Source organism: Streptomyces sp. MMG1121 (genome assembly GCF_001280015.1).
Classification (GTDB): domain Bacteria; phylum Actinomycetota; class Actinomycetes; order Streptomycetales; family Streptomycetaceae; genus Streptomyces.
The window spans coordinates 54,696-76,951 of sequence record NZ_LGDV01000085.1 but is presented as its reverse complement, the minus strand read 5'-3'; the positions used below and the strand labels follow the sequence as shown (position 1 = coordinate 76,951).

Genomic DNA, 22,256 nt, shown 5'->3' with positions numbered 1-22,256 from the left:
GCTCGTCAGCCGTCGACGCGGATGGAGCGCGACGGGCACAGGTCGGCCGCCTGCAGGACACCCGCGCGCAGACCCTCGGCCGGCTCCTCCCGCAGGACGACCACGAGGCCGTCGTCGTCCTGGTCGAACACCTCCGGGCTGAGCATCACGCACTGGCCGGAACCCACACACCGGTCGCGTTCGCTGGTGACACGCATGAGAGGCACTCCGATCGGGTCGGCCGTCACCAGGTGACGGGCAGTTCGTAGACGCCGTAGACCATGGCGTCGTCCTTGAAGCGCAGTTCGTCCTGTTCGGTCGCCAGCCGGAGGCCGGGGACGCGGCGCAGCAGCGTGCCGTAGACGATCTCCAGCTCCACCCGGGCCAGGTTGGCGCCGATGCACTGGTGGATGCCGTAGCCGAAGGCGAGGTGGCTGCGGGCCTCCTTGCGGTGGATGTCCAGGGTGCCCGGGTCCGGGAAGACGGACTCGTCGTGGTCGGCGGCGTTGTTCAGGGCGAGGATGCCCTCGCCGGCGCGGATGGTGACACCGCCGACCTCGATGTCCTCCAGCGCGACGCGCGCCGTGCCGGAGTCGGAGATGGAGAAGACGCGGAGCAGCTCCTCGATGGCGTTCGGGAGGAGAGCCGGGTCGGCCTGCAGCTCGGCCATCTGCTGCGGGTGCTGAAGCAGGGCCAGCACACCGAGGGCGATCATGTTGGCCGTCGTCTCATGGCCCCCGACCAGCATCAGCCGGGCCATCGTGACGACGTCGACGTGGTCGGCGACCTGCTCGGTGCCGTTCTTCTCCAGGAAACGGCTGATGAGGTCGTCGCCCGGCTCGTTCTCCTTGAGGGTGACGAGCTTGTCGAGGTACATGTCCAGGGCCTGCACCGCGGCCCCGTACTCCGCCGGGCTCAGATCGTGGTTCATCATCGCCGCCGACCACTCCTCGAACTGGGCGTGGTCCTCGTACGGCACCCCGAGCAGCTCGCAGATCACCAGCGAGGGCACCGGCAGCGCGAGCGCGGTGACCAGGTCCACCGGGCCGCCCTCGGCCAGCATCGCGTCGACGTGCTCGTCGACGATCTCCTGGATGCGCGGACGCATCTCCTTCACCCGCCGGGCGGTGAACTCCGGGATGAGCATGCGCCGTTGTGCGGTGTGCTCCGGCGGGTCCATGTTCAGCAGCATCAGCCGGACCTGCGCCAGCATCTCCTCGGGGATGTGGAACTGGTGCGGGTAGCCCGGCAGTTTCAGGTTGGAGCTCACCCGGCCGTCGCCCAGCACCTGCCGGACGTCCTCGTGCCGGGTGACCAGCCAGGTCGGCTTGCCGTTCACCTTGAGCGCGGCGCGGGAGACCGGCTCGTTCGCCCGCAGGCCGGCGTACTCGCCCGGCTCGCTGAACGGACAGGTGCGCCGCATCGGGAACTGCGGGAGCGGCGCGGCGGCCTCGGGCGCGGCGTCGGCGGACTGGGTCATGGCTGCCTTTCGGTGACGGAACGGTCGGAGTGGGGGAGGTCCGTCACCAGGTGACGGGCAGCTCGTACAGGCCGTAGACGATGGCGTCGTCCTTGAAGCGGAGCTCCTCGACCGGGGTGGCCAGGCGCAGCGTCGGGATGCGCCGGAGCAGGGTCGTGTAGACGACGTCCAGCTCCATGCGGGCCAGGTTCTGTCCGATGCACTGGTGGACGCCGTAACCGAAGGCCAGATGGCTGCGGGCCTCGCGCCGTACGTCGAGGCGGTCGGGGTCCGGGAAGACGCGCTCGTCGTGGTTGGCCGCGTTGTTCAGCGGCAGGATGCCCTCGCCGGCCCGGATGGTCACGTCGCCCAGCTCGATGTCCTCCAGGGCGACCCGCGCGGTGCCCGCGTCGGAGATGGAGAAGAAGCGCAGCAGCTCCTCCACCGCCTTCGGCATCAGTTCCGGCTCCTCGCGGACGGCCGCGAGCTGCTCTGGGTGCTCCAGCAGCGCCAGCACACCCAGAGCGATCATGTTGGCGGTGGTCTCGTGCCCCGTGACCAGCATCAGCTTGGCCATGCTGACGATGTCGGAGTGCTCCACCGCCGGCGTCTGCCGGTTGAACTCGATCAGCCGGCTGATCATGTCGTCGCCGGGCTCGCTCTCCTTGGCGGTGACCAGCCCGTCCACGTACCTGTCGAGTTCGTAGTGCGCGAGGCCCCGGTCCTCGTCGCTGATGTCGTGGTTCATGATGGCCCACGCCCACTCCTCGAACCGGCCGTGGTCCTCGTAGGGGACGCCCAGCAGTTCGCAGATGACGAACGACGGCACCGGCAGCGCCAACGTGGTGACCAGGTCGACCGGGCCGTCCGCACCCTTGGCGAGCATCTGGTCGATCTGCTGGTCCACGATCTGCTGCACCCGCTCGCGCAGCTCACGCATCCGCCGGACGCTGAACTCGGGGGCCAGCATGCGGCGCTGGACCGTGTGGTCCGGCGGGTCCATGGACAGGAAGGTGAGCGGCACCGACTGGAGCGTCTCCTCCGGCACCGGCACCTGAAGGGGATACCCGGGCAGCTTCAGGTTGGCGCTGACCCGCGCGTCACCCAGCAGCTTCTTGTACAGCTCGTGCCGGGTGACCAGCCAGGTGTGCTTGCCGTTGACCTTCAGCTGCGCCCGGGAGACCGGCTCGGTCTCGCGCAGTTCGGCGTAGGCGGCCGGCGGGCTGAAGGGACAGGCCCGCCGCATCGGGAACTCCGGCAGCGCGGCCCCGTCGGCCGGTTCGGCAGGTGCAGTCATCATGTCCTCTTCGCACGGGAGGGAACGAATGGCGCCGGCAGCGGAGCGGGCCCGGGCTCGGCGCCGCTGCGGCGCTGTCGGCCGTCTCCCGCACGCTAGGCAGCCACGGACCGACCCCCCAACCCCTAGGCGCCCCTAGGTGCTGGGGAGACATACGGCGGGGTACGCAGGGCACTCGGCCGCCCCTCCCGCGCGCCGTCAGCGGATCTGTGTCCCGTTGGTGACGCGGGGACGTCCCCGATGGGGCTCGGGCCCGGTTGTCCGGTGGGCCGGACAGCGCCTAGGGGCGGTTAGGGGTCTGGCGGCGGCGCGGGGGCGATTAGCGTCGGCTCTGGACCACGGCAGAGACCCGGATCGACCACCGCCCCGGCGCTCTCCCGGTCCCGGCCGGTGTCAGTGCCCCGGCCGCCGCGTCCCGCAGCCGAGCAGAGGTGATCAGCGTGTCTCCGGATCCCAGCGCGAAGGGCACCGTTCCCTTCGGGGAGTACCGGACCTGGTACCGGGTGACCGGTGAACTCGGCGCCGGACGGCCCGCGGTCGTCGCCGTGCACGGCGGGCCCGGCAGCACCCACGACTACCTGCTGCCACTGGCCCGGCTCGCCGAGGACGGCTGGCCCGTCGTCCACTACGACCAGCTGGGCAACGGCGGCTCGACCCATCTGCCCGGCAAGGGGGCCGAGTTCTGGACCGTCGAGCTGTTCGAGCGCGAACTGGCCAATCTGGTGGGCCAGTTGGACATCGCCGACGATTACGTGCTGTTCGGCCAGTCCTGGGGCGGCCCCTTGTGCGCCCGGCACGCCATGACGGGCCCGCCCGGCCTGCGCGGGCTGGTCATCGCCAACGCGCCGGCCTCGTACCCGGTCTGGCTGCGGGAGATGACACGACTGCGCGCCGAGCTGCCGCCGGACGTGGAGCAGACCCTGCGCCGGCACGAGGCGGACGGCAGCTACGACAGCCCGGACTACCTGGCCGCCATGCGGGTCTTCTACGACCGTCATGTGTGCCGTGTGACGCCCTGGCCACGCGACTTCCTCTCCTCCTTCATGGAGATCTACAACGACCCGACCGTCTACTACGCGATGAACGGACCCAACGAGTTCCACGTCATCGGTTCGCTGAAGGACTGGTCGATCGTCGACGAGCTGCACCGGATCCACACCCCGACCCTGCTGATCAGCGGTCGCCACGACGAGGCCACCCCGGCGGTCGTCCAGCCCTACCAGGACGGGATCGCCGGGGCGCGCTGGGAGATCTTCGAGGAATCGAGCCATCTTCCGCACCTGGAGGAACCGGAGCGGTTCTTCGAGGTCATGACCGACTTCCTCAAGAGTCTGTGAAAGGGGGCGGGGATCCCGCCATGGCACACGACACCGCTCTCGTCTTCCCCGGCATGGGACCCGTCCCGTTCGCCGAGGTGGGCAGGTTCATGGTGGCCAGCCCCTACGCCCGGGACCTGGTCGCCGTCGCCGACGAGGCCCTCGGCTACTCCCTCGTCGACGCCTTCCGGACCTCCGCCGGTGACTACTCGCAGGCCGCGCAGGTCGCCTTCTTCGTCAACTGCCTGGCCTGCGCCCACTGGGCCCGCGATCACCTCGGCGTGGAACCCGACATCGTCGCCGGTCCCAGCTTCGGCGAGAAGGCGGCCCTCGCCTACACCGGCGCCCTGGAGCTGCCCGACGCGGTGCGCCTGACCGCCGACATCGCCCGCTGCCTGGAGGAGTACTTCGCCGAGGAGCACCGGGACATCGTCACCCTGTCCTTCGTCCGCGCCCCGCGCGAGGGCCTTGACACGATCCTCGCCGAACTCGGCGAGGCGGGGGAATGGCACGAGATCTCCTGCCACATCGACGACGGCTTCTACATGATCTCGCTGTCCGAACACCGCGTGGAGTGGATGGAGGGACGGCTGCGCGCCATCGGCAGCCTTCCGCTGTACACCATGCGGCCGCCCATGCACGCCTCGGCGTTCCGCTCGCTGCGCGACAAGGCCGAACGCGACGTGGTCTCCCGCTACACCTTCGTCGACCCGAAGCTGCCCGTCGTCGCCGACCAGGACGGCAGGCTGCTGCACACCGGCGAGGAACTGCGCACCATGCTGCTCGACGGCTTCGACCACCCGATGAACTGGCCGAGCGTCACGACGGCCCTCAAGGACACCGGCGTCCGCCGCCTGTGCGTGGCCGGACCGGACAGCCTCTTCGGCCGGGTGCCCTGCGCGACCCGCAACTTCGACGTCGTCGCCGCGCAGCCGCGGCAGGCGATGACCCCCCGGCGCCGTACGCGCGCCGCCTGACCCCGCCCGACTCCTTGGAGGCCCCCATGTGGGACGACCAGTTCGACCAGATACTCCGCCCCTTCCTGCCGTTCCTCGCGCCGCAGGAGGAGCTGACGCCCGACGCCGAGCTGAAGGACCTCGGCCTGGACTCCCTCGCCACGGTCCAGCTGCTCGGCACGCTGGAGGACGCCTACCAGGTCCGCTTCCGCGACAGCGCGCTGACCATGGACACCTTCCGCACCGCCGGCGTTCTGTGGGACACCGTGCAGAGCATGCTGCACAGCGCCGCGAGCTGACGGGACGGCCACCGTGGATCCCACCATGGACGGCACGCTGTCCGGCCGGTTCATGCGCGGCCTGGCCCTCGCCCCCGACCGGCCGGCGCTGCGCGCCGACGGCGTCGACACCACCTACCGCGAACTGCACGAACGCGCCCTGGTCCTGGCCGGCTCCCTGCTGGCCGGGCTCCCCGACCAGCCGGGAGCCGTGGGCGTGCTGGCCGGCAAGGGACCCACGGCGTACGCCGCCCTGCTGGCCGGCCTGTACAGCGGAGTCACCGTCGTCCCGCTCCAGCCGGCCTTCCCCGCGGCCCGCACCCGGCAGATGATCGAGGCCGCAGGAGTCGGCGCGCTGCTCGCCGCCGACGACACCCTGCCCGCGCTGACCGCGCTGTACACGGACGGAGTCACCCTGCCGACGCTGTTCGCGCCCGGCGGGCAGCCGATGCCCTCGCTCGCCGTCGATGCGGACAGCGCCCTGAAGGCCCCGATGCCCACCCGGCCGTCCGACGTCGCCTACGTGCTGTTCACCTCCGGCTCCACCGGCCGGCCCAAGGGCGTTCCGGTCACCCACGCCAACACCGCGCACTACTTCCACCTCCTCGACCAGCGCTACGACTTCGGTCCGCACGACGTCTTCTCGCAGACGTTCGACCTCAACTTCGACTGCGCGATGTTCGACCTGTTCTGCGCCTGGGGCGCCGGCGCCACCCTCGTACCGGTCCCGGCGCAGGCGTACGCGCACCTGCCGGAGTTCGTGGCCGCGCAGCGCATGACCGTGTGGTTCTCCACGCCCAGCGCGATCACCCTGGTGCGCCGCACCGGCGGGCTGGAGCCGGGCGCGCTGCCGTCGCTGCGGTGGAGCTTCTTCGCGGGGGAGGCGCTCAGCTGCAAGGACGCCGAGGACTGGGCCGAGGCCGCGCCGGGGGCGACGCTGGAGAACCTGTACGGCCCGACCGAACTGACCATCACCGTCACCGCGCAGCGCTGGACGCCGGGACGGTACCTGAACGACATGGTGCCCATCGGCGCCGTCCACGCGGGCCACGAGACGCTGCTGCTGGACACCTCCGGCGCGCCCAGCACCGGTGACGAGGGCGAACTGTGCATCGCCGGGCCCCAGTTGACGCCCGGCTATCTCGACCCGGCCGACGACACCGGACGGTTCCTGGAGCGGGACGGCCACCGTTTCTACCGCACCGGCGACCGCGTCCGGCGCGCCGAGGACGGCGGCTGGCTCTATCTGGGCCGCCAGGACGCACAGGTCCAGGTGCACGGGGTGCGGGTGGAACTGGCCGAGGTGGACGCCGCCGCACGCACCTGCCCGGGCGTCGAGGACGCCGTGACCGTGGCGGTGCCCGTGGACGGCACGGTGGAGCTGGCCGTCTTCCACACCGGAGAGCCAGTGCCGCCCGCCCGGCTCGCCCGCCATCTGCGGGAGCTGCTGCCGGCCGCGGTCGTGCCGCGCGCCTACCACCACCTGGACGCGCTCCCGCTCAACTCCAACCGCAAGACCGACCGCAGGAAGCTCGCCACCCGGGCCACGGCCATGCGGCACTCCGCCGGGGCGGTACGCACTCACGAAAGGCGGCAGGAGTCGCAGTGAACGGTCAACCGACAGCGCAGGCCCGCACGGACGCCCCGGTGCGCGACGCCCGCACCGACGCCCGGGTGCACGACCTGCTCGACGAGGCCACCGCCGAGCATCCCGACGCCCCGGCGGTCGCCGACGCCGCGGGCCGCTGGACGTACCGGGAACTCGCCGCCCACAGCCACGCCGTCGACGCCTGGCTGGAGGAGCGCGGCATCGGCCACGGCGACCGGGTCCTCGTCCAGCTGCCCAGCACCCGCGAGCTGGTCGCGCTGATGTACGGCACGGCGCGCCGCGGCGCCGTCCTGGTCCCCGTCAACACCGGCATGAAGGACTTCCACCTGCGGGCGGTCGTCGAGAACTCCGAGCCCGCGCTGGTCGTCGTCACCGACCCCGCCGTGGACCGGATCGCCGCCCTCGCGCAGGGCGTCCCGGTCCTCGGTCTCGGCGAGGTGTGGCAGGACATCACCGCGCTGCGGGTGCGGGGTGCGCGTTCCGGCGGTGCCGAGGTCGGCGCCGAGGACCTCGCCGTCCTCGTCTACACCTCCGGCTCGACCGCCGCCCCGAAGGCGGTCATCTGCCCGCACGGCCGGATGGTCTTCGCCACCGAGGCCATCAACCTGGAACTCGGCTACCGCCCCGACGACGTGGTGTTCTGCCGCTTCCCCATCTCCTGGGACTACGGCCTGTACAAGGTGCTGCTCACCGCCGCCGGCCGCAGCGAACTCGTGCTCGCCGACGGCGAGTCCGACCTCGTACTGCTGCGTCGCATCCGGGAGACCGGCGCCACCGTCGTCCCGATCGTGCCCTCCCTGGCGACCATGATCGTCGCCCTCGCCGAGCGCGAACCGAGCCAGGAGTCCCGGGTGCGGATGTTCACCAACACCGGTGCCGCGCTGGCGAAGACCACCGCCGACGGACTGCGCACGGCGTTCCCCGGCGCGGAGGTGGTCATCCAGTTCGGGCAGACGGAGTGCAAGCGCGTCTCCGTGCTGCCGGCCGCCCACCAGGACGCCAAGCCCGACTCGGTCGGGCGACCGCTGCCCGGCACCCGCGCGTTCGTCGTGGACGACGAGGGCAAGGCGCTGCCGCCCTGGCAGACCGGCGAGATCGTGGTCGAGGGCCCGCACGTCATGCCCGGCTACTGGCGGGCACCGGAACAGACCGCGCGCGCGTTCCGCCCCGCCCCGGACGGCGGACTCAGGCTGCACACCGGCGACTTCGGCCACGTCGACGAGGACGGCTTCCTGTACTACGAGGGCCGCCGCGACGACATGTTCAAGCACAAGGGCGTGCGCATGAGCACCACCGAGATCGAGAGCGCCGCCACCGACATCCCCGGCGTCCGCGCCGCCGCCGTCCTGCCGCCCGCCGAAGGCCGCGCCCTCGCGGTGTTCGCCGAGGGCGACATCGACCCGCACGCCCTGCTCAAGGAGCTGTCGCTGCGGCTGGAGCCCGCCAAGGTGCCCGGCGTGAGCCGCGTCGTCGACGAGCTGCCGCTGACCCCGCACGGCAAGCACGACCGCAAGCAGCTCGCCCGCCTCCTGGAAGGAACCACTCCGTGACCGGCCCCACCGAACTCGCCGAGCGCTTCGGTACCCCGTCCTACGTCTACGACCTGGACCGGGTGGCGGCGGCCCGCGACGACCTGTTCGCCGCGCTGCCCGACGAGGTCGAGGTGTTCTACGCCGCCAAGGCCAACCCGCACCCCGAGCTGCTGCGCGAACTGCGCGCCGGCGGCCCCCGCGGCTGCCGCGCCGAGATCAGCTCCGTCGGCGAACTCGACGCCGCCCTGCAGGCCGGCTTCCCCGGCGACCGGATCCTCTACACCGGACCCGGCAAGACCACCGAGGAACTGACCGAGGCGCTGACCCGCGGCGTGCGCCTGTTCTCCACGGAGTCGTACGGCGACCTGCGCCGCGTCGGCGAGACCGCGCTCAAGCTCGGCCTCACCGCCGAGTGCCTGATCCGGGTCAACAACGCCACCGGCGCGGCCGCCACCGGCATCCGCATGACCGGCGTGCCCTCGCAGTTCGGCTTCGACAGCGAGACCCTGCCCGGCCTCGCCGCCGAACTGCGCGAGGTGCCCGGCACCACCATCGCCGGGCTGCACTTCTTCCCGCTGAGCAACGCCAAGGACGAGGCGAGCCTCATCGCCGAGTTCCGCCACACCGTCGTCACCGCCGCCGCCCTCCAGGACGCCCTCGGCGTCACCTTCCGCCTCCTCGACATCGGCGGCGGGTTCGCCGCGCCGTACGGCGTGCAGGGGGAGCGGCCGGTCTACGGCGAGCTGCGCGACGCCCTGACCCGGACGCTGGACGAGCACTTCCCCGGCTGGCGCGAGGGCGCCCCGAGGATCGCCTGCGAGTCCGGCCGTTATCTGGTCGCCGACAGCGGCACGCTGCTCACCTCCGTCGTCAACGTCAAGGACAGCCGCGACCAGCGCTATGTCGTCCTCGACGCCGGCATCAACACCTTCGGCGGCATGTCCGGCCTCGGCCGCATCCTGCCCGTGTCCGTCGAACCGCACGAGTCCGTCGGCGTGGACGGCACCCCCGCGAGCCTCGCCGGGCCCCTGTGCACCCCGGGCGACCTGCTCGGCCGAAACGTTCCGCTCGCCGACCCGGCACCGGACGACCTGCTCCGCCTGCCCAACACCGGCGCCTACGGCCCCACGGCCAGCCTGCTCATGTTCCTCGGCAGGCCCGCCCCCGCCGAGATCGTCGTACGCGGCGACGAGCTCGTCTCCGTCTCCCGCATCCAGCACACCCGCACATTCGAACCCCTCACCCACGGACAGGCCCTGTGATGAGCCCCTACCCGATGACCCCCACCCCCGGCGACCAGCCCGTGCTCGTGGCCGGCGGCATCTCCGACTCCCACACCTGGAACCTCGTCTACCTCCAGCTCCTCCTGGAGGAGCACGGGCACCGCGTGGTCAACCTCGGCCCCTGCGTCCCCGAGGACCTGCTCATCGCCGAGGCCCTGGCCCAGCGGCCCCTGCTCATCGTGGTCAGCAGCGTCAACGGCCACGGCTACCACGACGGCATGCGCACGGTCACCCGGCTGCGCGAGCACCCCGAACTCGACCAGGTGCCCGCCGTCATCGGCGGCAAGCTCGGCATCGCGGGACCCTGCGGCGACGAGGAGGTGGCCGCGCTGCGCGCCGCCGGCTACGACGCGGTGTTCGACGACAGCGCCGAGGGCGTCGCCGCCTTCCGGCAGATGCTCGACGCGCTGTCCCAGCGGGCCCTGGTGTGACCGGCGTCGGGTTCGGCGCGTTCGTGCGCCGGGCTCACGACGCCGGCCGCCTGGTGGTCCAGCCCCGGATGGGGATGAGCGGCCCGGACCGGATGCGGGCCGGGCTGCTCGCCACCCGGAGCGCCTCGGCGACCACCGTCGGCACGATCACCCTGGACAGCTACACCCGGGTCGGCGACCTGGAGTCGGCCAAACTGGCCGTCCTGGAGGACGTCGCCCTCAACGGCTACCCGATCGTGAGCCACGAGAAGGCCACCACCCTGCAGGTGCTCGACGGAATCCACGGCCCTGGCTTCCCGGTGCAGGTCCGGCACGGCTCGGCCGCGCCGCAGGACATCTTCCGGGCGTTGATGGCCGTCGGGCTCGACGCCTCCGAGGGCGGCCCGGTCTCCTACTGCCTGCCCTACGGCCGGGTCCCGCTGCGCGAGTCCGTCACGCACTGGGCCGCCTCCTGCGAACTGCTCGCCACCCTGCGCGCGTCGGGCGCCGAACCGCATCTGGAGACCTTCGGCGGCTGCGTCCTCGGCCAGCTCTGCCCGCCCAGCCTGCTCGTCGCCGTCAGCGTGCTGGAGGCGATGTTCTTCCACCGGCACGGCATCCGGAGCATTTCGCTGAGTTACGCCCAGCAGACCGACCCGCGCCAGGACGCCGAAGCGGTGGCCGCGTTGCGCGGTCTGTGCGCGCGGTTCCTGCCGGACACCGATTGGCATGTCGTCGTCTACGCCTACATGGGCCTGTTTCCGGAAACCGAGGAAGGCGTCTACCGGCTGCTCGGGAAAGCGGCCGAACTCACCGTCGCCAGCGGTTCCGAACGGCTCATCGTGAAAACCGTCGCCGAATCCCGTCGTATTCCCACGGTCGCCGAGAACGTCGCCGCCCTCGAATACGCGGCCGCGACCGCCGCACGCACGCGGCGCGCCCCGCTGGACGGCACCGGCACCCAGACGTACGCCGAGGCATCTGCCCTGGTGAGCACGGTACTTGAACTGAACGACGACCTTGGTGCCGCGCTGCTCGAGGCGTTCACCCGAGGCCTCCTGGACGTTCCGTACTGTCTGCATCCGGACAACGCGGGATTCAGCCGGAGTTATATCGACACGGACGGCCGGCTGTGCTGGTCCGACATCGGAAAGATGCCGCTGAACGGCATCGCCGACGTACACCCGGCACAGCGCATCACCTCCGCGGATCTGCTCGACTCCCTGTCCTTTGTGCGCCGTTCGTACGACCGGCACGACCCCGAGGACGCGACAGCCCTCGAACCAGTCCGCCCCTAGGGGTGCTTAAGGGTGTGGCCTTTCGGGGGCCGTCACTACGGTGTGGAAAAAGTGAGGAAAACCGGTGTCGGCCGAAAGTGGAGATGCGTGGATGAACGGGCCCGGATCCGACTCAGCTCTGGCACGACGGCTCGCCACCGCCGTACCGTCCCAGCACCGCAGGCTGGTGACCGAACTGGTGCGCACGGCCGTGACCGAGGCGATCGAGGCGGCCCGGCCGGGCACCGTGGACTCGCTCGACCCGTCCGCCCCGTTCGCCGCGCAGGGACTCGACTCGCTCGCCGCGGTCGACCTGCACCGGCGGCTGGCCGAGCGGACGGGCCTGGAGCTGCCGGTCGCCCTCGCCTACGACTGCCCGACCGTCCACGACCTGGCCGCCCGGCTGCTCGCCGAGGTCCACGGCACGGCGGACGACCCCACCGAGCCGGCCGGTGACGGCACCGCCGACGAACCCGTCGCCGTCGTCGGCATCGGCTGCCGCTTCCCCGGCGGCATCTCCTCGCCCGCCGACCTGTGGCGGCTGCTGAGCGAGGGCGGCGAGGTGCTGTCGGGCTTCCCGCAGGACCGCGGCTGGGACCTCGACGCCCTCTACGACGAGGACCCCGAGACACCCGGCAGCTCCTACGTCCGCAGCGGCGGATTCCTCGACACCGCCACCGAGTTCGACGCTGAGTTCTTCGGCATCAGCCCGCGTGAGGCGCTCGGCATGGACCCGCAGCAGCGGCTCGTCCTGGAGACCTCCTGGCAGGCACTGGAGGACGCCGGCATCGACCCCACGGCGCTGCGCGGCACCCCGGCCGGCATGTTCTTCGGCGCCGAGGTACAGGAGTACGGGCCACGCCTGCACGACGCCCCGGACGGGCTCGACGCCTACCTGCTCGCCGGGAACGCCTCCAGCGTCATCTCCGGCCGTGTCGCCTACGTGCTGGGCGCGGAAGGGCCGGCGGTCACCGTCGACACCGCCTGCTCCGCCTCCCTGGTCGCCCTCCACCTGGCGTGCCGCTCGCTGCGCCAGGGCGAGTCCTCGCTCGCACTCGCGGGCGGCGTCGCCGTCATGGGCGGACCCGGTGTGTTCACCGCCTTCAGCCGGCAGCGGGGCCTCGCGCCCGACGGCCGGTGCAAGGCCTTCTCCGCCACGGCGGACGGCACCGGATTCGCCGAGGGCGTCGGCGTCCTCGTCCTGGAGCGGCTCAGCGACGCCCGCCGCCACGGGCACCGCGTGCTCGCCGTCGTCCGCGGCTCCGCCGTCAACCAGGACGGCGCCTCCAACGGTCTGACCGCACCCAACGGCACCTCCCAGCAGCGGCTGATCCGCCGGGCGCTCGCCGACTCCGGGCTCACCTCCGCCGACGTCGACGTGGTCGAGGCACACGGCACCGGCACCCGGCTCGGCGACCCGATCGAGGCGACCGCGCTGCTCGCCACCTACGGCCAGGGCCGTCACGCCGACGCCCCGCTGCTGCTCGGCTCCGTCAAGTCCAACCTCGGGCACACCCAGGCCGCCGCCGGTGTCGCCGGCGTGATCAAGACGATCCTCGCCATGGAGCACGGGCGGATACCGGCGACGCTGCACATCGACGCACCCACCCCGGCCGTCAACTGGTCCGCGGGGTCCGTCGAACTCGTCACCGAGCAGCGCGCGTGGCCCGAGACCGGCCGCGCCCGGCGCGCGGGCGTGTCGTCGTTCGGGGTCAGCGGGACCAACGCGCACGTCATCCTGGAACAGCCGGCACCCGAACCGGAGTCGGAGGCCGTGACGAACGGCCGGCCGGCCCTTCCCGCCGGGACACCCCTGCCCTTCGCCCTGTCCGCCCGCGGCGCGGCCGCCCTGCGGGCCCGCGCCGCCGACCTGCTGCCCCTGGTGGACGAGACGGAGCCGCTGGACCTCGCCCGCTCGCTGGCCACCACCCGGGCCGCCCTGCCCGACCGTGCCGTGCTCGTCGCCGCCGACCGCGCCGAACTGCGCGCGGCTCTCGACGAGTTGGCCTCCGGCACCGCGCCCTGGGCCGGCCGCGCCGACGGCGAACTCGGTTTCCTCTTCACCGGGCAGGGCAGCCAGCGCATCGGCATGGGCCGCGAACTCGCCGCCGCCTACCCGGTGTTCGCCGAGGCCCTGGACGACATCTGCGCCCACTTCGACCTCCAGCTCGCCCGGCCGCTGAAGGACGTGCTGTTCGCCGAGCCGGGCACCGGGGAGGACGGGCTGCTGCACCGTACCGAGTACGCGCAGCCCGCCCTGTTCGCCGTGGAAGTCGCCCTCTACCGGCTCCTGGAGAGCTGGGGCCTGACCCCGGACCAGCTCGCCGGGCACTCCGTCGGTGAGATAGCCGCCGCGCACGTGGCCGGCGTACTGACCCTCCAGGACGCCACGATCCTGACCGCCGCCCGCGGCCGGCTCATGCAGCAACTGCCCGAGGGCGGCGCCATGGTCGCCGTACGCGCCACCGAGGACGAGGTCACGCCGCTGCTCACGCCCGGCACCGGCATCGCCGCCGTCAACGGACCCGCCGCCGTCGTGGTCTCCGGCGACGCGACGGAGGTGGAGCGCATCGCCGCCGAACTCGCCGCGCGCGGCCACGACACCAAGCGCCTTCGGGTCAGCCACGCCTTCCACTCGCCGCTGATGGAACCGATGCTGGCCGAGTTCCGGCGCATCGCCCACGTCCTGGACTACGCCGAGCCGACGCTGCCGGTCGTCTCGACCGTCACCGGCGGACCCGTCACCGACGAGCTGTCCGACCCCGAGTACTGGGTGGAACACGTCCGCGCCCGGGTCCGCTTCCACGACGCCGTCCGCGCCCTCGCCGACGCCGGGGTACGGACGTTCCTGGAGATCGGCCCCGACGCGGTGCTGTCCGCCATGGGCCCGGACTGCACCGACGTACCCGACACCGCCTTCCTGCCGGTACTGCGGCGCCAGTGGCCCGAGGCACGCGAGGCCGTCGCCGCGCTCGCCGCCGCCCACGCCCGGGGCGTCCCCGTCGACTGGGAGCGGCACTTCGCCTCCCTGGGCGGCCACCGCGTCGACGTGCCCCGCTACCCCTTCCAGCGGCGCCGCTTCTGGCTGGAACAGAGCACCGCCACCGACGCCACGGGCCTCGGCCAGCTTCCCGCCGGCCACCCGCTGCTCGCGGCCGTGGTCGCCGTCGGCGCCGAGGGCGTCGTGCTCACCGGCCGGCTGTCCACCCGTACCCAGCCGTGGCTGGCCGACCACGTCATCGCCGGACAGGTGCTGTTCCCCGGCACCGCCTTCGTCGAACTCGCCCTGCGTGCCGGGGACCACGCCGGCGCGACCGCCCTGGAGGAGCTGACCCTCGGCGCCCCGCTCGTGCTGCGCGCCGACGCGGACGTCGCCGTCCAGGTCGCCGTCGGCGAACCCGACGACGCCGGCCGCCGCGCCGTCACCATCCACACCCGCGCCGACGAGGCGGCCCCCTGGACCCAGCACGCCGCGGGTGTCCTCACCGTCACCGCCCCCGTTGCCCCGGCCGACCTGAGCGTCTGGCCGCCGCGGGGCGCCGAGCCCATCGACACCGCGGGCGTGTACGCGGACCTCGCCGACCAGGGCTACGGGTACGGCCCCGCCTTCCAGGGGCTGCGTGCCGCCTGGCGGCACGGCGACGACGTCTACGCCGAGGTCGCCCTGCCCGAGGAAGCCGCCGCCGACGCGGCCGGCTTCGGCCTGCACCCGGCGCTGCTCGACGCCGCGCTGCACGCCGCCGACCTCGACAGCCCGCCGCGCCCCGAGGTGCTGGTGCCGTTCGCCTGGACCGGCGTCACCCTGCACGCCACCGGCGCCCCGGCCCTCCGCGTGAGGATCACCCGGGCCGGCGCGGACACCATCGCCCTGCACCTCGCCGACGCAACCGGCGCCCCGGTGGCCGACATCGCGGCCCTGACCTCCCGCCCCGTAGCGACGGACGAGGTGCTGTACAGCGTGCGGTGGTCGCCGTACCCTCGACCGGCGACCAACGCACCCCTGCGCACCGCCGTGCTCGCGGACTCCGTGGACGCCCTCCTCGACGGCCCCGCCCCGGACGCCGTCGTGCACCGGGTGCCCGGTCCGGCGGGCGCCGACGCCGACGCGGCACGCGCCCACGTCCACCACGTACTGGGGCTGCTGCGCACCTGGCAGGCGGACGAGCGGCTCGCCGGCACCCGGCTCGTCGTCGTCACCCCGCCCGCCAGCCCCGCCCACGCGGCCGTCCGCGGCCTCGTGCGCTCCGCCCAGGCCGAGAACCCCGGCCGTTACGTCCTCGTCGAGCACGAGACGCTGCCCTCCGACGCCGACCTGTGCCGGATCCTCGCCACCGGCGAGCCCGAACTCGCCCTCGCGGACGGCCGGTTCACGGTGCCGCGGCTGACCGCGGAGCCCGCCGGGGAAGAACCCGCCGCGGACTGGGGCACCGTCCTCGTCACCGGCGGCACCGGCGGCCTCGGCGCACTGCTCGCCCGGCACCTCGTCCGCACCCACGGCGTACGCCGTCTGGTCCTCGCCGGGCGCCGCGGCAGGGCACCCGAACTGCACGCCGAACTCACCGCGCTCGGCGCCGAGGTGACCGTGGCCGCCTGCGACGTGGGCGACCGCGAGGCACTGCGCCGCCTGCTCGACGAGCACCCCGTCGACTCCGTCGTGCACGCCGCCGGCACCGTCCGCGACGGCGTCGTGGACAGCCTCACCGACGCGATGGTGGACGAGGTCCTGCACGCCAAGGCGCTGGGCGCCTGGCACCTGCACGACCTGACCCGGGACCGCGACCTCGCCCACTTCGTGCTGTTCTCCTCCCTCGCCGCCGTCCTCGACGGCCCCGGCCAGGGCAACTACGCCGCCGCCAACGCCTACCTCGACGCCCTCGCCGAGCACCGCGCCGCCCTCGGCCTGCCGGCCACCGCGCTCGCCTGGGGCCTGTGGGCCACCGACAGCGGCATGGGCGCCGCCCTCGACGCCACGGCCCTGGAACGCATCGCGGGCTACGGCGTCCCCGGCCTGTCCGCGACCCGCTCCCTGGAGCTGTTCGACGCGGCCGTCCGCTCCCGCGCACCCCACCTGGTGCCCGTGGAGATCGACGCCACCGCCGTACGCCGCCGCCCCGACGGCATACCCCCGCTGCTGACCACCCTCGTCCGCCCGGCCGCCCGCCGGGCCACGGCGGGCACCACCACCACGGTGACGGCGGACGCGCAGCTCACCGCGCTGCCCGCCGCCGACCGCGACCGCGCCCTGCTGGACCTGGTGCGCACCGAAGTGGCCTCCGTGCTCCGGCACGACGGGCCGTCCGCCATCGACCCCGGCCGCGCCTTCACCGACCTCGGCTTCGACTCACTGGCCGCCGTGGAGCTGCGCAACCGGCTCAACGCGACCACCGGGCTGCGGCTGCCCGCCACCCTCGTCTTCGACCACCCCACCTCCCGCGCCCTCGCCGGCCACATCCGCGACACGCTCTTCGGCACCGGTCCGCAGGAGACCTCCGCACCCGGCATCCGCTCCGCGACGGACGACGACGACCCGATCGTCATCGTCGGCATGAGCTGCCGCTACCCCGGCGACGTCCGCTCCCCTGAGGACCTGTGGCGGCTCGTCGCCGACGGCGTCGACGCGGTCGGCGGCTTCCCGGCGGACCGCGGCTGGGACACCGACGCCCTGTACGACCCGGAGCCGGGCACCCCCGGCCGCACCTACACCCGCGAGGGCGCCTTCCTCTACGACGCGGCCGAGTTCGACGCCGGCTTCTTCGGCATCAGCCCCCGAGAGGCCACCGCCATGGACCCGCAGCAGCGGCTTCTGCTGGAGGTCTCCTGGGAGGCGCTGGAGCGCTCCGCCATCGATCCGCACCGGCTGCGCGGCTCCCGCACCGGAGTGTTCGCGGGCGTCATGTACCACGACTACGGCACCTGGCTGGCCGAGGTGCCCGAGGACCTCGCCGCCTACCTCGGCAACGGCAGCCTCGGCAGCGTCGTCTCCGGCCGGGTCGCCTACGCCCTCGGCCTGGAGGGGCCGGCCGTCACCGTCGACACCGCCTGCTCCTCCTCGCTGGTCACCCTCCATCTGGCGGCCCAGGCGCTGCGGCAGGGCGAGTGCGATCTCGCCCTGGTCGGCGGCGTCACCGTCATGTCGACGCCGGATACCTTCGTCGACTTCGCCCGGCAGCGCGGGCTGGCCGCCGACGGCCGCTGCAAGTCCTTCGCCGCCGCGGCCGACGGCACCGGCTGGGGCGAGGGCGCCGGCATGATCGTCGTGGAGCGGCTGTCGGACGCACGCCGCAACGGCCATCGGGTGCTGGCCGTCGTCCGCGGCTCCGCCGTCAACTCCGACGGCGCCTCCAACGGCCTGACCGCCCCCAACGGCCCCTCCCAGCAGCGGGTCATCCGTGCCGCGCTGGCCGCAGCCGGGCTCGCCCCCGCCGACGTCGACGCCGTCGAGGCGCACGGCACGGGCACGACGCTGGGCGACCCGATCGAGGCACAGGCGCTGCTCGCCACCTACGGCACCGAGCACACCGAGGACAGCCCGCTGTGGCTCGGCTCCGTCAAATCCAACATGGGGCACACCCAGGCCGCCGCCGGGGTCGCCGGCATCATCAAAATGGTCATGGCGATGCGCAACGCGGTGCTGCCCAAGACCCTGCACGTCGACGCGCCCTCCCACCAGGTCGACTGGAGCGCCGGCGCCGTGGCACTGCTCACCGAGCAGCGCCCCTGGCAGACGCCGGGCCGGCCGCGCCGCGCCGGTGTGTCCTCGTTCGGGATCAGCGGCACCAACGCCCATGTGATCCTCGAGGAGTTCATCGAGCCCGAGTCTTCGCAGGCCGACCCCGCCACCGCCCCGCCGGTGCTCGCCCTCCCCCTCTCCGCCCGCTCGCCCGAGGCGCTGCGCGGCCAGGCCCGGCGCCTGCTGGAGCTGACCGGCACCGCCCCCGCCGACCTCGGCCTCGCCCTCGCCACCACCCGCGGCACCCACCCCCACCGCGCCGTACTCCTCGCGACCGGCGACGACCAGGCCGCCACCGCGCTGGACGCCCTGGCCCGCGGCACCGACGCACCGGGCCTGCTCGTCACCGGCTCCGCCACCGACGGCACCCTGGCCTACCTGTTCTCCGGTCAGGGCGCCCAGCGACCCGGCATGGGCCGCGACTGGTACGACGCCTTCCCCCTCTACGCCGAGCACTTCGACCGGGCCGCCGCGCTCTTCGACAAGCACCTCGAACGCCCCCTCGCCGAGGTCGTGTTCGGCGACGACGCCCAGACGCTGGAGCAGACCGCCTACACCCAGGCCGCGCTCTTCACCACGCAGGTCGCCCTCTACCGGCAGCTGGAGGCCTTCGGGCTGCGCCCCGACTGGCTGGCCGGCCACTCCGTGGGCGAGTTCGCCGCCGCGCACGTCGCGGGAGTCTGGTCGCTGCAGGACGCCGTGAGCGCGGTCGCCGCCCGCGGCCGGCTCATGCAGGCACTGCCCGAGGGCGGCGCGATGATCGCCCTACAGGCGTCGGAGGAGGAGGTCGCAGCGCTGGTGGACGGGCGGCGGTGCGGGATCGCCGCCGTCAACGGCCCGCGTGCCGTGGTCGTCTCCGGCGACGAGGACGCCGTCACCGAGGTCGCCGCGCACGTCACGACCACCCGCAGGCTGCGCGTGTCGCACGCCTTCCACTCGCCCCGCATGGAACCCATGCTGGCCGCGTTCCGGGAGGTCATGACGGGCATCGTGGCGACGGAACCGACCGTGCCCATCGTCTCCACCCTCACCGGCGCCCCCGCCACCGCCGCCGAACTCGGCTCCGCCGACTACTGGGTACGGCACGTGCGGGAGACCGTACGCTTCGCCGACGCCGTCACCACCCTGGCCGCGAAGGGCGCCGACACCTTCCTCGAACTCGGTGCCGCGCCCGTGCTCACGGCCATGGGCCCCGACTGCCTGCCGGACGCCGAGGACACCGCCTTCGTCTCCACCGCCCGCAAGGACACCGCTCAACTGCCGGGCCTGCTCGGCGCGTTGGCCGCGGTCCACGCGCGAGGCTCGGACGTCGACTGGGCGGTGCTGTACGACACGTACCAGGGACGCTGTGTCGACCTGCCCACCTACGCCTTCGACCGCCACCGGTACTGGCTGCCCACCTCCGCGGTCAGCGCCGGTGACGCCGCCGGGCACGGCCTGGCCGCCGTCGACCATCCGCTGGTCAGCGCCCGCCTGGACCTGCCCGGCGACGCCGGTCTGCTGCTCACCGGCCGGATCTCCACCGCCACCCACCCGGTCCTCGCCGAACACGCCGTGCTGGGCACGGTCCTGGTCCCCGGTGCCGCCCTGGTCGACCTCGCCCTGCACGCCGGACACCTCACCGGACGTCCCGTCGTGGAGGAGCTGACCCTCCAGGCCCCGCTGGTGCTGCCCGCGGACACCGCCGTACGCCTCCAGGTCGCCGCCGGCCCCGACGGCACCCTCGAGATCCACTCACGCGCCGAGAACGCCCCGGCGGACGAGGGCTGGACGCGGCACGCCACCGGCACCCTCACCGGCCCCGCCACCGCGCCCCCGGCCGCGCCCGGCGCCTGGCCGCCGCCCGGTGCCACCCCGCTCGACGTCACGGATCTGTACCCGCGCCTGCACGCCGAGGGCTACGACTACGGCCCCGTCTTCCGCGGCGTACAGGCCGCCTGGCGGCACGGCGACACCCTCCTCGCCGAACTCGAACTGCCCGCAGACACACGGCAGGACGCCGCCCGGCACGCCCTGCACCCGGCGCTGCTGGACTCCGCCCTGCACGTCACGTCCCTGCTGGACGACGCGGCCGAGCACAGCGAGGGCATCGCCCTGCCCTTCGCCTGGACCGGAGTCAGCCTGCACGCCCAGGGCTCCCGCACCGCACGGGTCCGCGTCGCCCCCGGGCCCGACGGCACCCGCATCGAACTGACCGACACCGAGGGCCGGCCGCTGGCCACCGTCGAGTCGTACGTCACCCGCCCCGTCACCGCCGACCGGCTCGCCCGGCAGCAGCGCCACCTGTACGCCGTCACCCACGAACCGCTGCCCGAGGCCGCCGGCCGCCCCGACCGCCGTACCTGGGCTGTCCTCGGCGCCGACGACCTGGGCCTCGGCGCCCCGCCGTACGCCGACCTGGACGCGCTCGGCGCCACCGTGCCCGACGTGGTGATCCTGCCGGTCACCGCCCCGCGCGCCGAGGGCGAGGAACTGCCCGGTGCCGTACGGGCCGCGCTGGGCCGCACCCTGGAGACCCTGCGGGCGTGGTCGGCCGACGACCGGTACGCCGACTCGGCGCTCGTCGTCCTCGGCGGAGGCAGCCTCGCCGACGCCGCCGTCCACGGGCTCGTGCGGGCCGCACAGGCCGAGGACCCCGGCCGCATCCTCCTCGTCACGCGGGCCGGGTCCGAGGGCCCCGTACCGGACCGTTCCGCGCTGGCCGCCCTGCTCGACTCCGGGGAGCCGGAGGTGCGCTGGCAGGACGGCCGGGCGCACGCCCCGCGCCTGGTCCGCTCCGAGGAGCCCGGATCCGCCGGGCCCGAGCGCCCGTGGGGCACGGTCCTCGTCACCGGCGGCACCGGCGGACTCGGCGCCCTGGTCGCCCGCCACCTGGTCGAGCGGCACGGTGTGACCCGCCTGGTGCTCACGAGCCGCCGTGGACCCGGGGCACCCGGCTCCGCTCAACTGCAGGTGGATCTCATGCGGCGGGGAGCCGAGGCCGAGATCGTCGCCTGCGACGTGTCCGACCGCGCCGCACTCGCCGCCCTGCTCGCCGCGCACCCCGTCGACAGCGTCGTGCACACCGCGGGCGTCCTGGACGACGGCCTGGTCGCCTCGCTGACCCCGAAGCGGCTGGACACCGTGCTGCGGCCCAAGGCGGACGCCGCCTGGCACCTGCACGAACTGACCCGGGAGCGGGAGTTGTCGCACTTCGTGCTGTTCTCCTCGGCCGCGGGCACCATCGACGCCTCCGGCCAGGGCAACTACGCCGCCGCCAACGTCTTCCTCGACGCCCTGGCCGCGCACCGCGCCTCCCTCGGTCTGCCCGCCACGGCCCTCGCCTGGGGGCTGTGGTCCGGCGGCGGCATGGGCGCCGCCCTCGACGCGGCCGAGGTCCAGCGCATCGAACGCTCCGGCATCGGCGCGCTCGAACCGGACGAGGGGCTCCAGCTGTTCGACGCCGCCGTGGCCGCCGGCAGCCCCGCCCTGGTGCCCGTACGGCTGGACACCGCGGCCCTGCGCCGACGCGGCGACGACGTACCGGCCGTACTGCGCACCCTGGCCGGCGTCGCCGTCCGCACCGAGCGCGACGACCGGGCCCGCACCCTGGGCGAGCGGCTGGCCGAACTGCCGGCCGCCGACCACGAGCACACCGTGCTGGAAGCGGTCCGCACCGAGGTCGCCGCCGTCCTCGGCCACGCCGGTCCCGCCGCCGTGGAGCCGCGTCGCGCCTTCACCGAGCTGGGCTTCGACTCGCTCGCCGCCGTCGAACTGCGCAACCGGCTCAACACCGTCAGCGGACTGCGCCTGCCGTCCACGCTGATCTTCGATTACGCCACCCCGGCGGCGCTCGCCGGCCACCTCCTGGAACGGCTCCTGCCGGACACCGAGGAACCCGAGCCCGGTGCGGAGCAGCACGGTGAGGACGAGGTGCGGGCGCTGATCTCCCGCATCCCCGTCGCCCGCATCCGGGAAGCCGGTCTCCTCGACAGTCTGCTGAAGCTGTCCGAGCCGGGCGCCGAGCCCGCCCCCGCCGACCCGGCTCTGGACATCAAGTCCATGGCCGTGGCCGACCTGGTGCGTGCCGCTCTCGACCGCAGCAGCACCCACTGAACCCCGTCCCGGGGCCGGACGACGCGCCGCGTCCG

Annotated in this window: 12 protein-coding genes; 9 read left to right on the top strand and 3 right to left on the bottom strand. The window is 73.6% G+C overall.

Translation table 11 applies throughout. The annotated features are described in order from the left end of the window. Positions 1–5: 5 nt before the first annotated feature. Genes ADK64_RS08985 through ADK64_RS08975 form a run of 3 tightly spaced genes read right to left on the bottom strand, consistent with a single transcriptional unit; the run spans position 6 to position 2,735 of the window. Positions 6–197 (bottom strand): ferredoxin, encoded by a 192-nt coding sequence (locus ADK64_RS08985; protein WP_053657114.1) that lies wholly within the window; start codon positions 195–197, stop codon positions 6–8. A gap of 26 nt (positions 198–223) precedes the next feature. Beyond that, positions 224–1,459: a cytochrome P450 gene (locus tag ADK64_RS08980; protein WP_053656848.1), complete on the bottom strand. Its 1,236-nt coding sequence runs from the start codon at positions 1,457–1,459 to the stop codon at positions 224–226. 43 nt (positions 1,460–1,502) lie between these two features. Beyond that, the gene (locus ADK64_RS08975) at positions 1,503–2,735 is read right to left on the bottom strand and encodes a cytochrome P450 (protein WP_053657112.1); all 1,233 of its coding nucleotides are present in this window, start codon (positions 2,733–2,735) and stop codon (positions 1,503–1,505) included. A 440-nt stretch (positions 2,736–3,175) separates the two neighbouring features. Between ADK64_RS08975 and ADK64_RS08970 the strand changes: the two genes are divergently transcribed. The 9 genes from ADK64_RS08970 to ADK64_RS08930 all read left to right on the top strand — a co-directional run bounded on the left by ADK64_RS08970 (position 3,176) and on the right by ADK64_RS08930 (position 22,221). After that, positions 3,176–4,072, top strand: coding sequence for a proline iminopeptidase-family hydrolase (locus ADK64_RS08970; protein ID WP_053656845.1), 897 nt, complete (start codon positions 3,176–3,178; stop codon positions 4,070–4,072). 20 nt (positions 4,073–4,092) lie between these two features. Further along, positions 4,093–5,028, top strand: a complete 936-nt coding sequence (locus tag ADK64_RS08965; protein WP_053656843.1) for an ACP S-malonyltransferase — start codon at positions 4,093–4,095, stop codon at positions 5,026–5,028. A gap of 26 nt (positions 5,029–5,054) precedes the next feature. Then, on the top strand, positions 5,055–5,306 hold the full coding sequence (locus ADK64_RS08960; RefSeq protein ID WP_053656841.1) for a phosphopantetheine-binding protein: 252 nt from the start codon (positions 5,055–5,057) through the stop codon (positions 5,304–5,306). A 25-nt stretch (positions 5,307–5,331) separates the two neighbouring features. Beyond that, complete coding sequence (locus ADK64_RS08955) at positions 5,332–6,894, top strand: amino acid adenylation domain-containing protein (protein WP_053656839.1); 1,563 nt, start codon at positions 5,332–5,334, stop codon at positions 6,892–6,894. Next, complete coding sequence (locus tag ADK64_RS08950; protein WP_053656837.1) at positions 6,891–8,444, top strand: AMP-binding protein; 1,554 nt, start codon at positions 6,891–6,893, stop codon at positions 8,442–8,444. Before ADK64_RS08955 ends, ADK64_RS08950 begins: the two co-directional genes overlap by 4 nt. Further along, the gene (locus ADK64_RS08945) at positions 8,441–9,688 is read left to right on the top strand and encodes a decarboxylase (RefSeq protein ID WP_053656835.1); all 1,248 of its coding nucleotides are present in this window, start codon (positions 8,441–8,443) and stop codon (positions 9,686–9,688) included. Before ADK64_RS08950 ends, ADK64_RS08945 begins: the two co-directional genes overlap by 4 nt. A 14-nt stretch (positions 9,689–9,702) precedes the next feature. Then, entirely contained in the window at positions 9,703–10,140 is a 438-nt protein-coding gene (locus tag ADK64_RS08940; protein ID WP_234384506.1) for a cobalamin B12-binding domain-containing protein, read from the top strand. Next, positions 10,137–11,417 (top strand): methylaspartate mutase, encoded by a 1,281-nt coding sequence (locus ADK64_RS08935; protein WP_053656832.1) that lies wholly within the window; start codon positions 10,137–10,139, stop codon positions 11,415–11,417. Before ADK64_RS08940 ends, ADK64_RS08935 begins: the two co-directional genes overlap by 4 nt. A 91-nt stretch (positions 11,418–11,508) precedes the next feature. Further along, complete coding sequence (locus tag ADK64_RS08930) at positions 11,509–22,221, top strand: type I polyketide synthase (protein WP_053656830.1); 10,713 nt, start codon at positions 11,509–11,511, stop codon at positions 22,219–22,221. Positions 22,222–22,256: the final 35 nt, after the last annotated feature.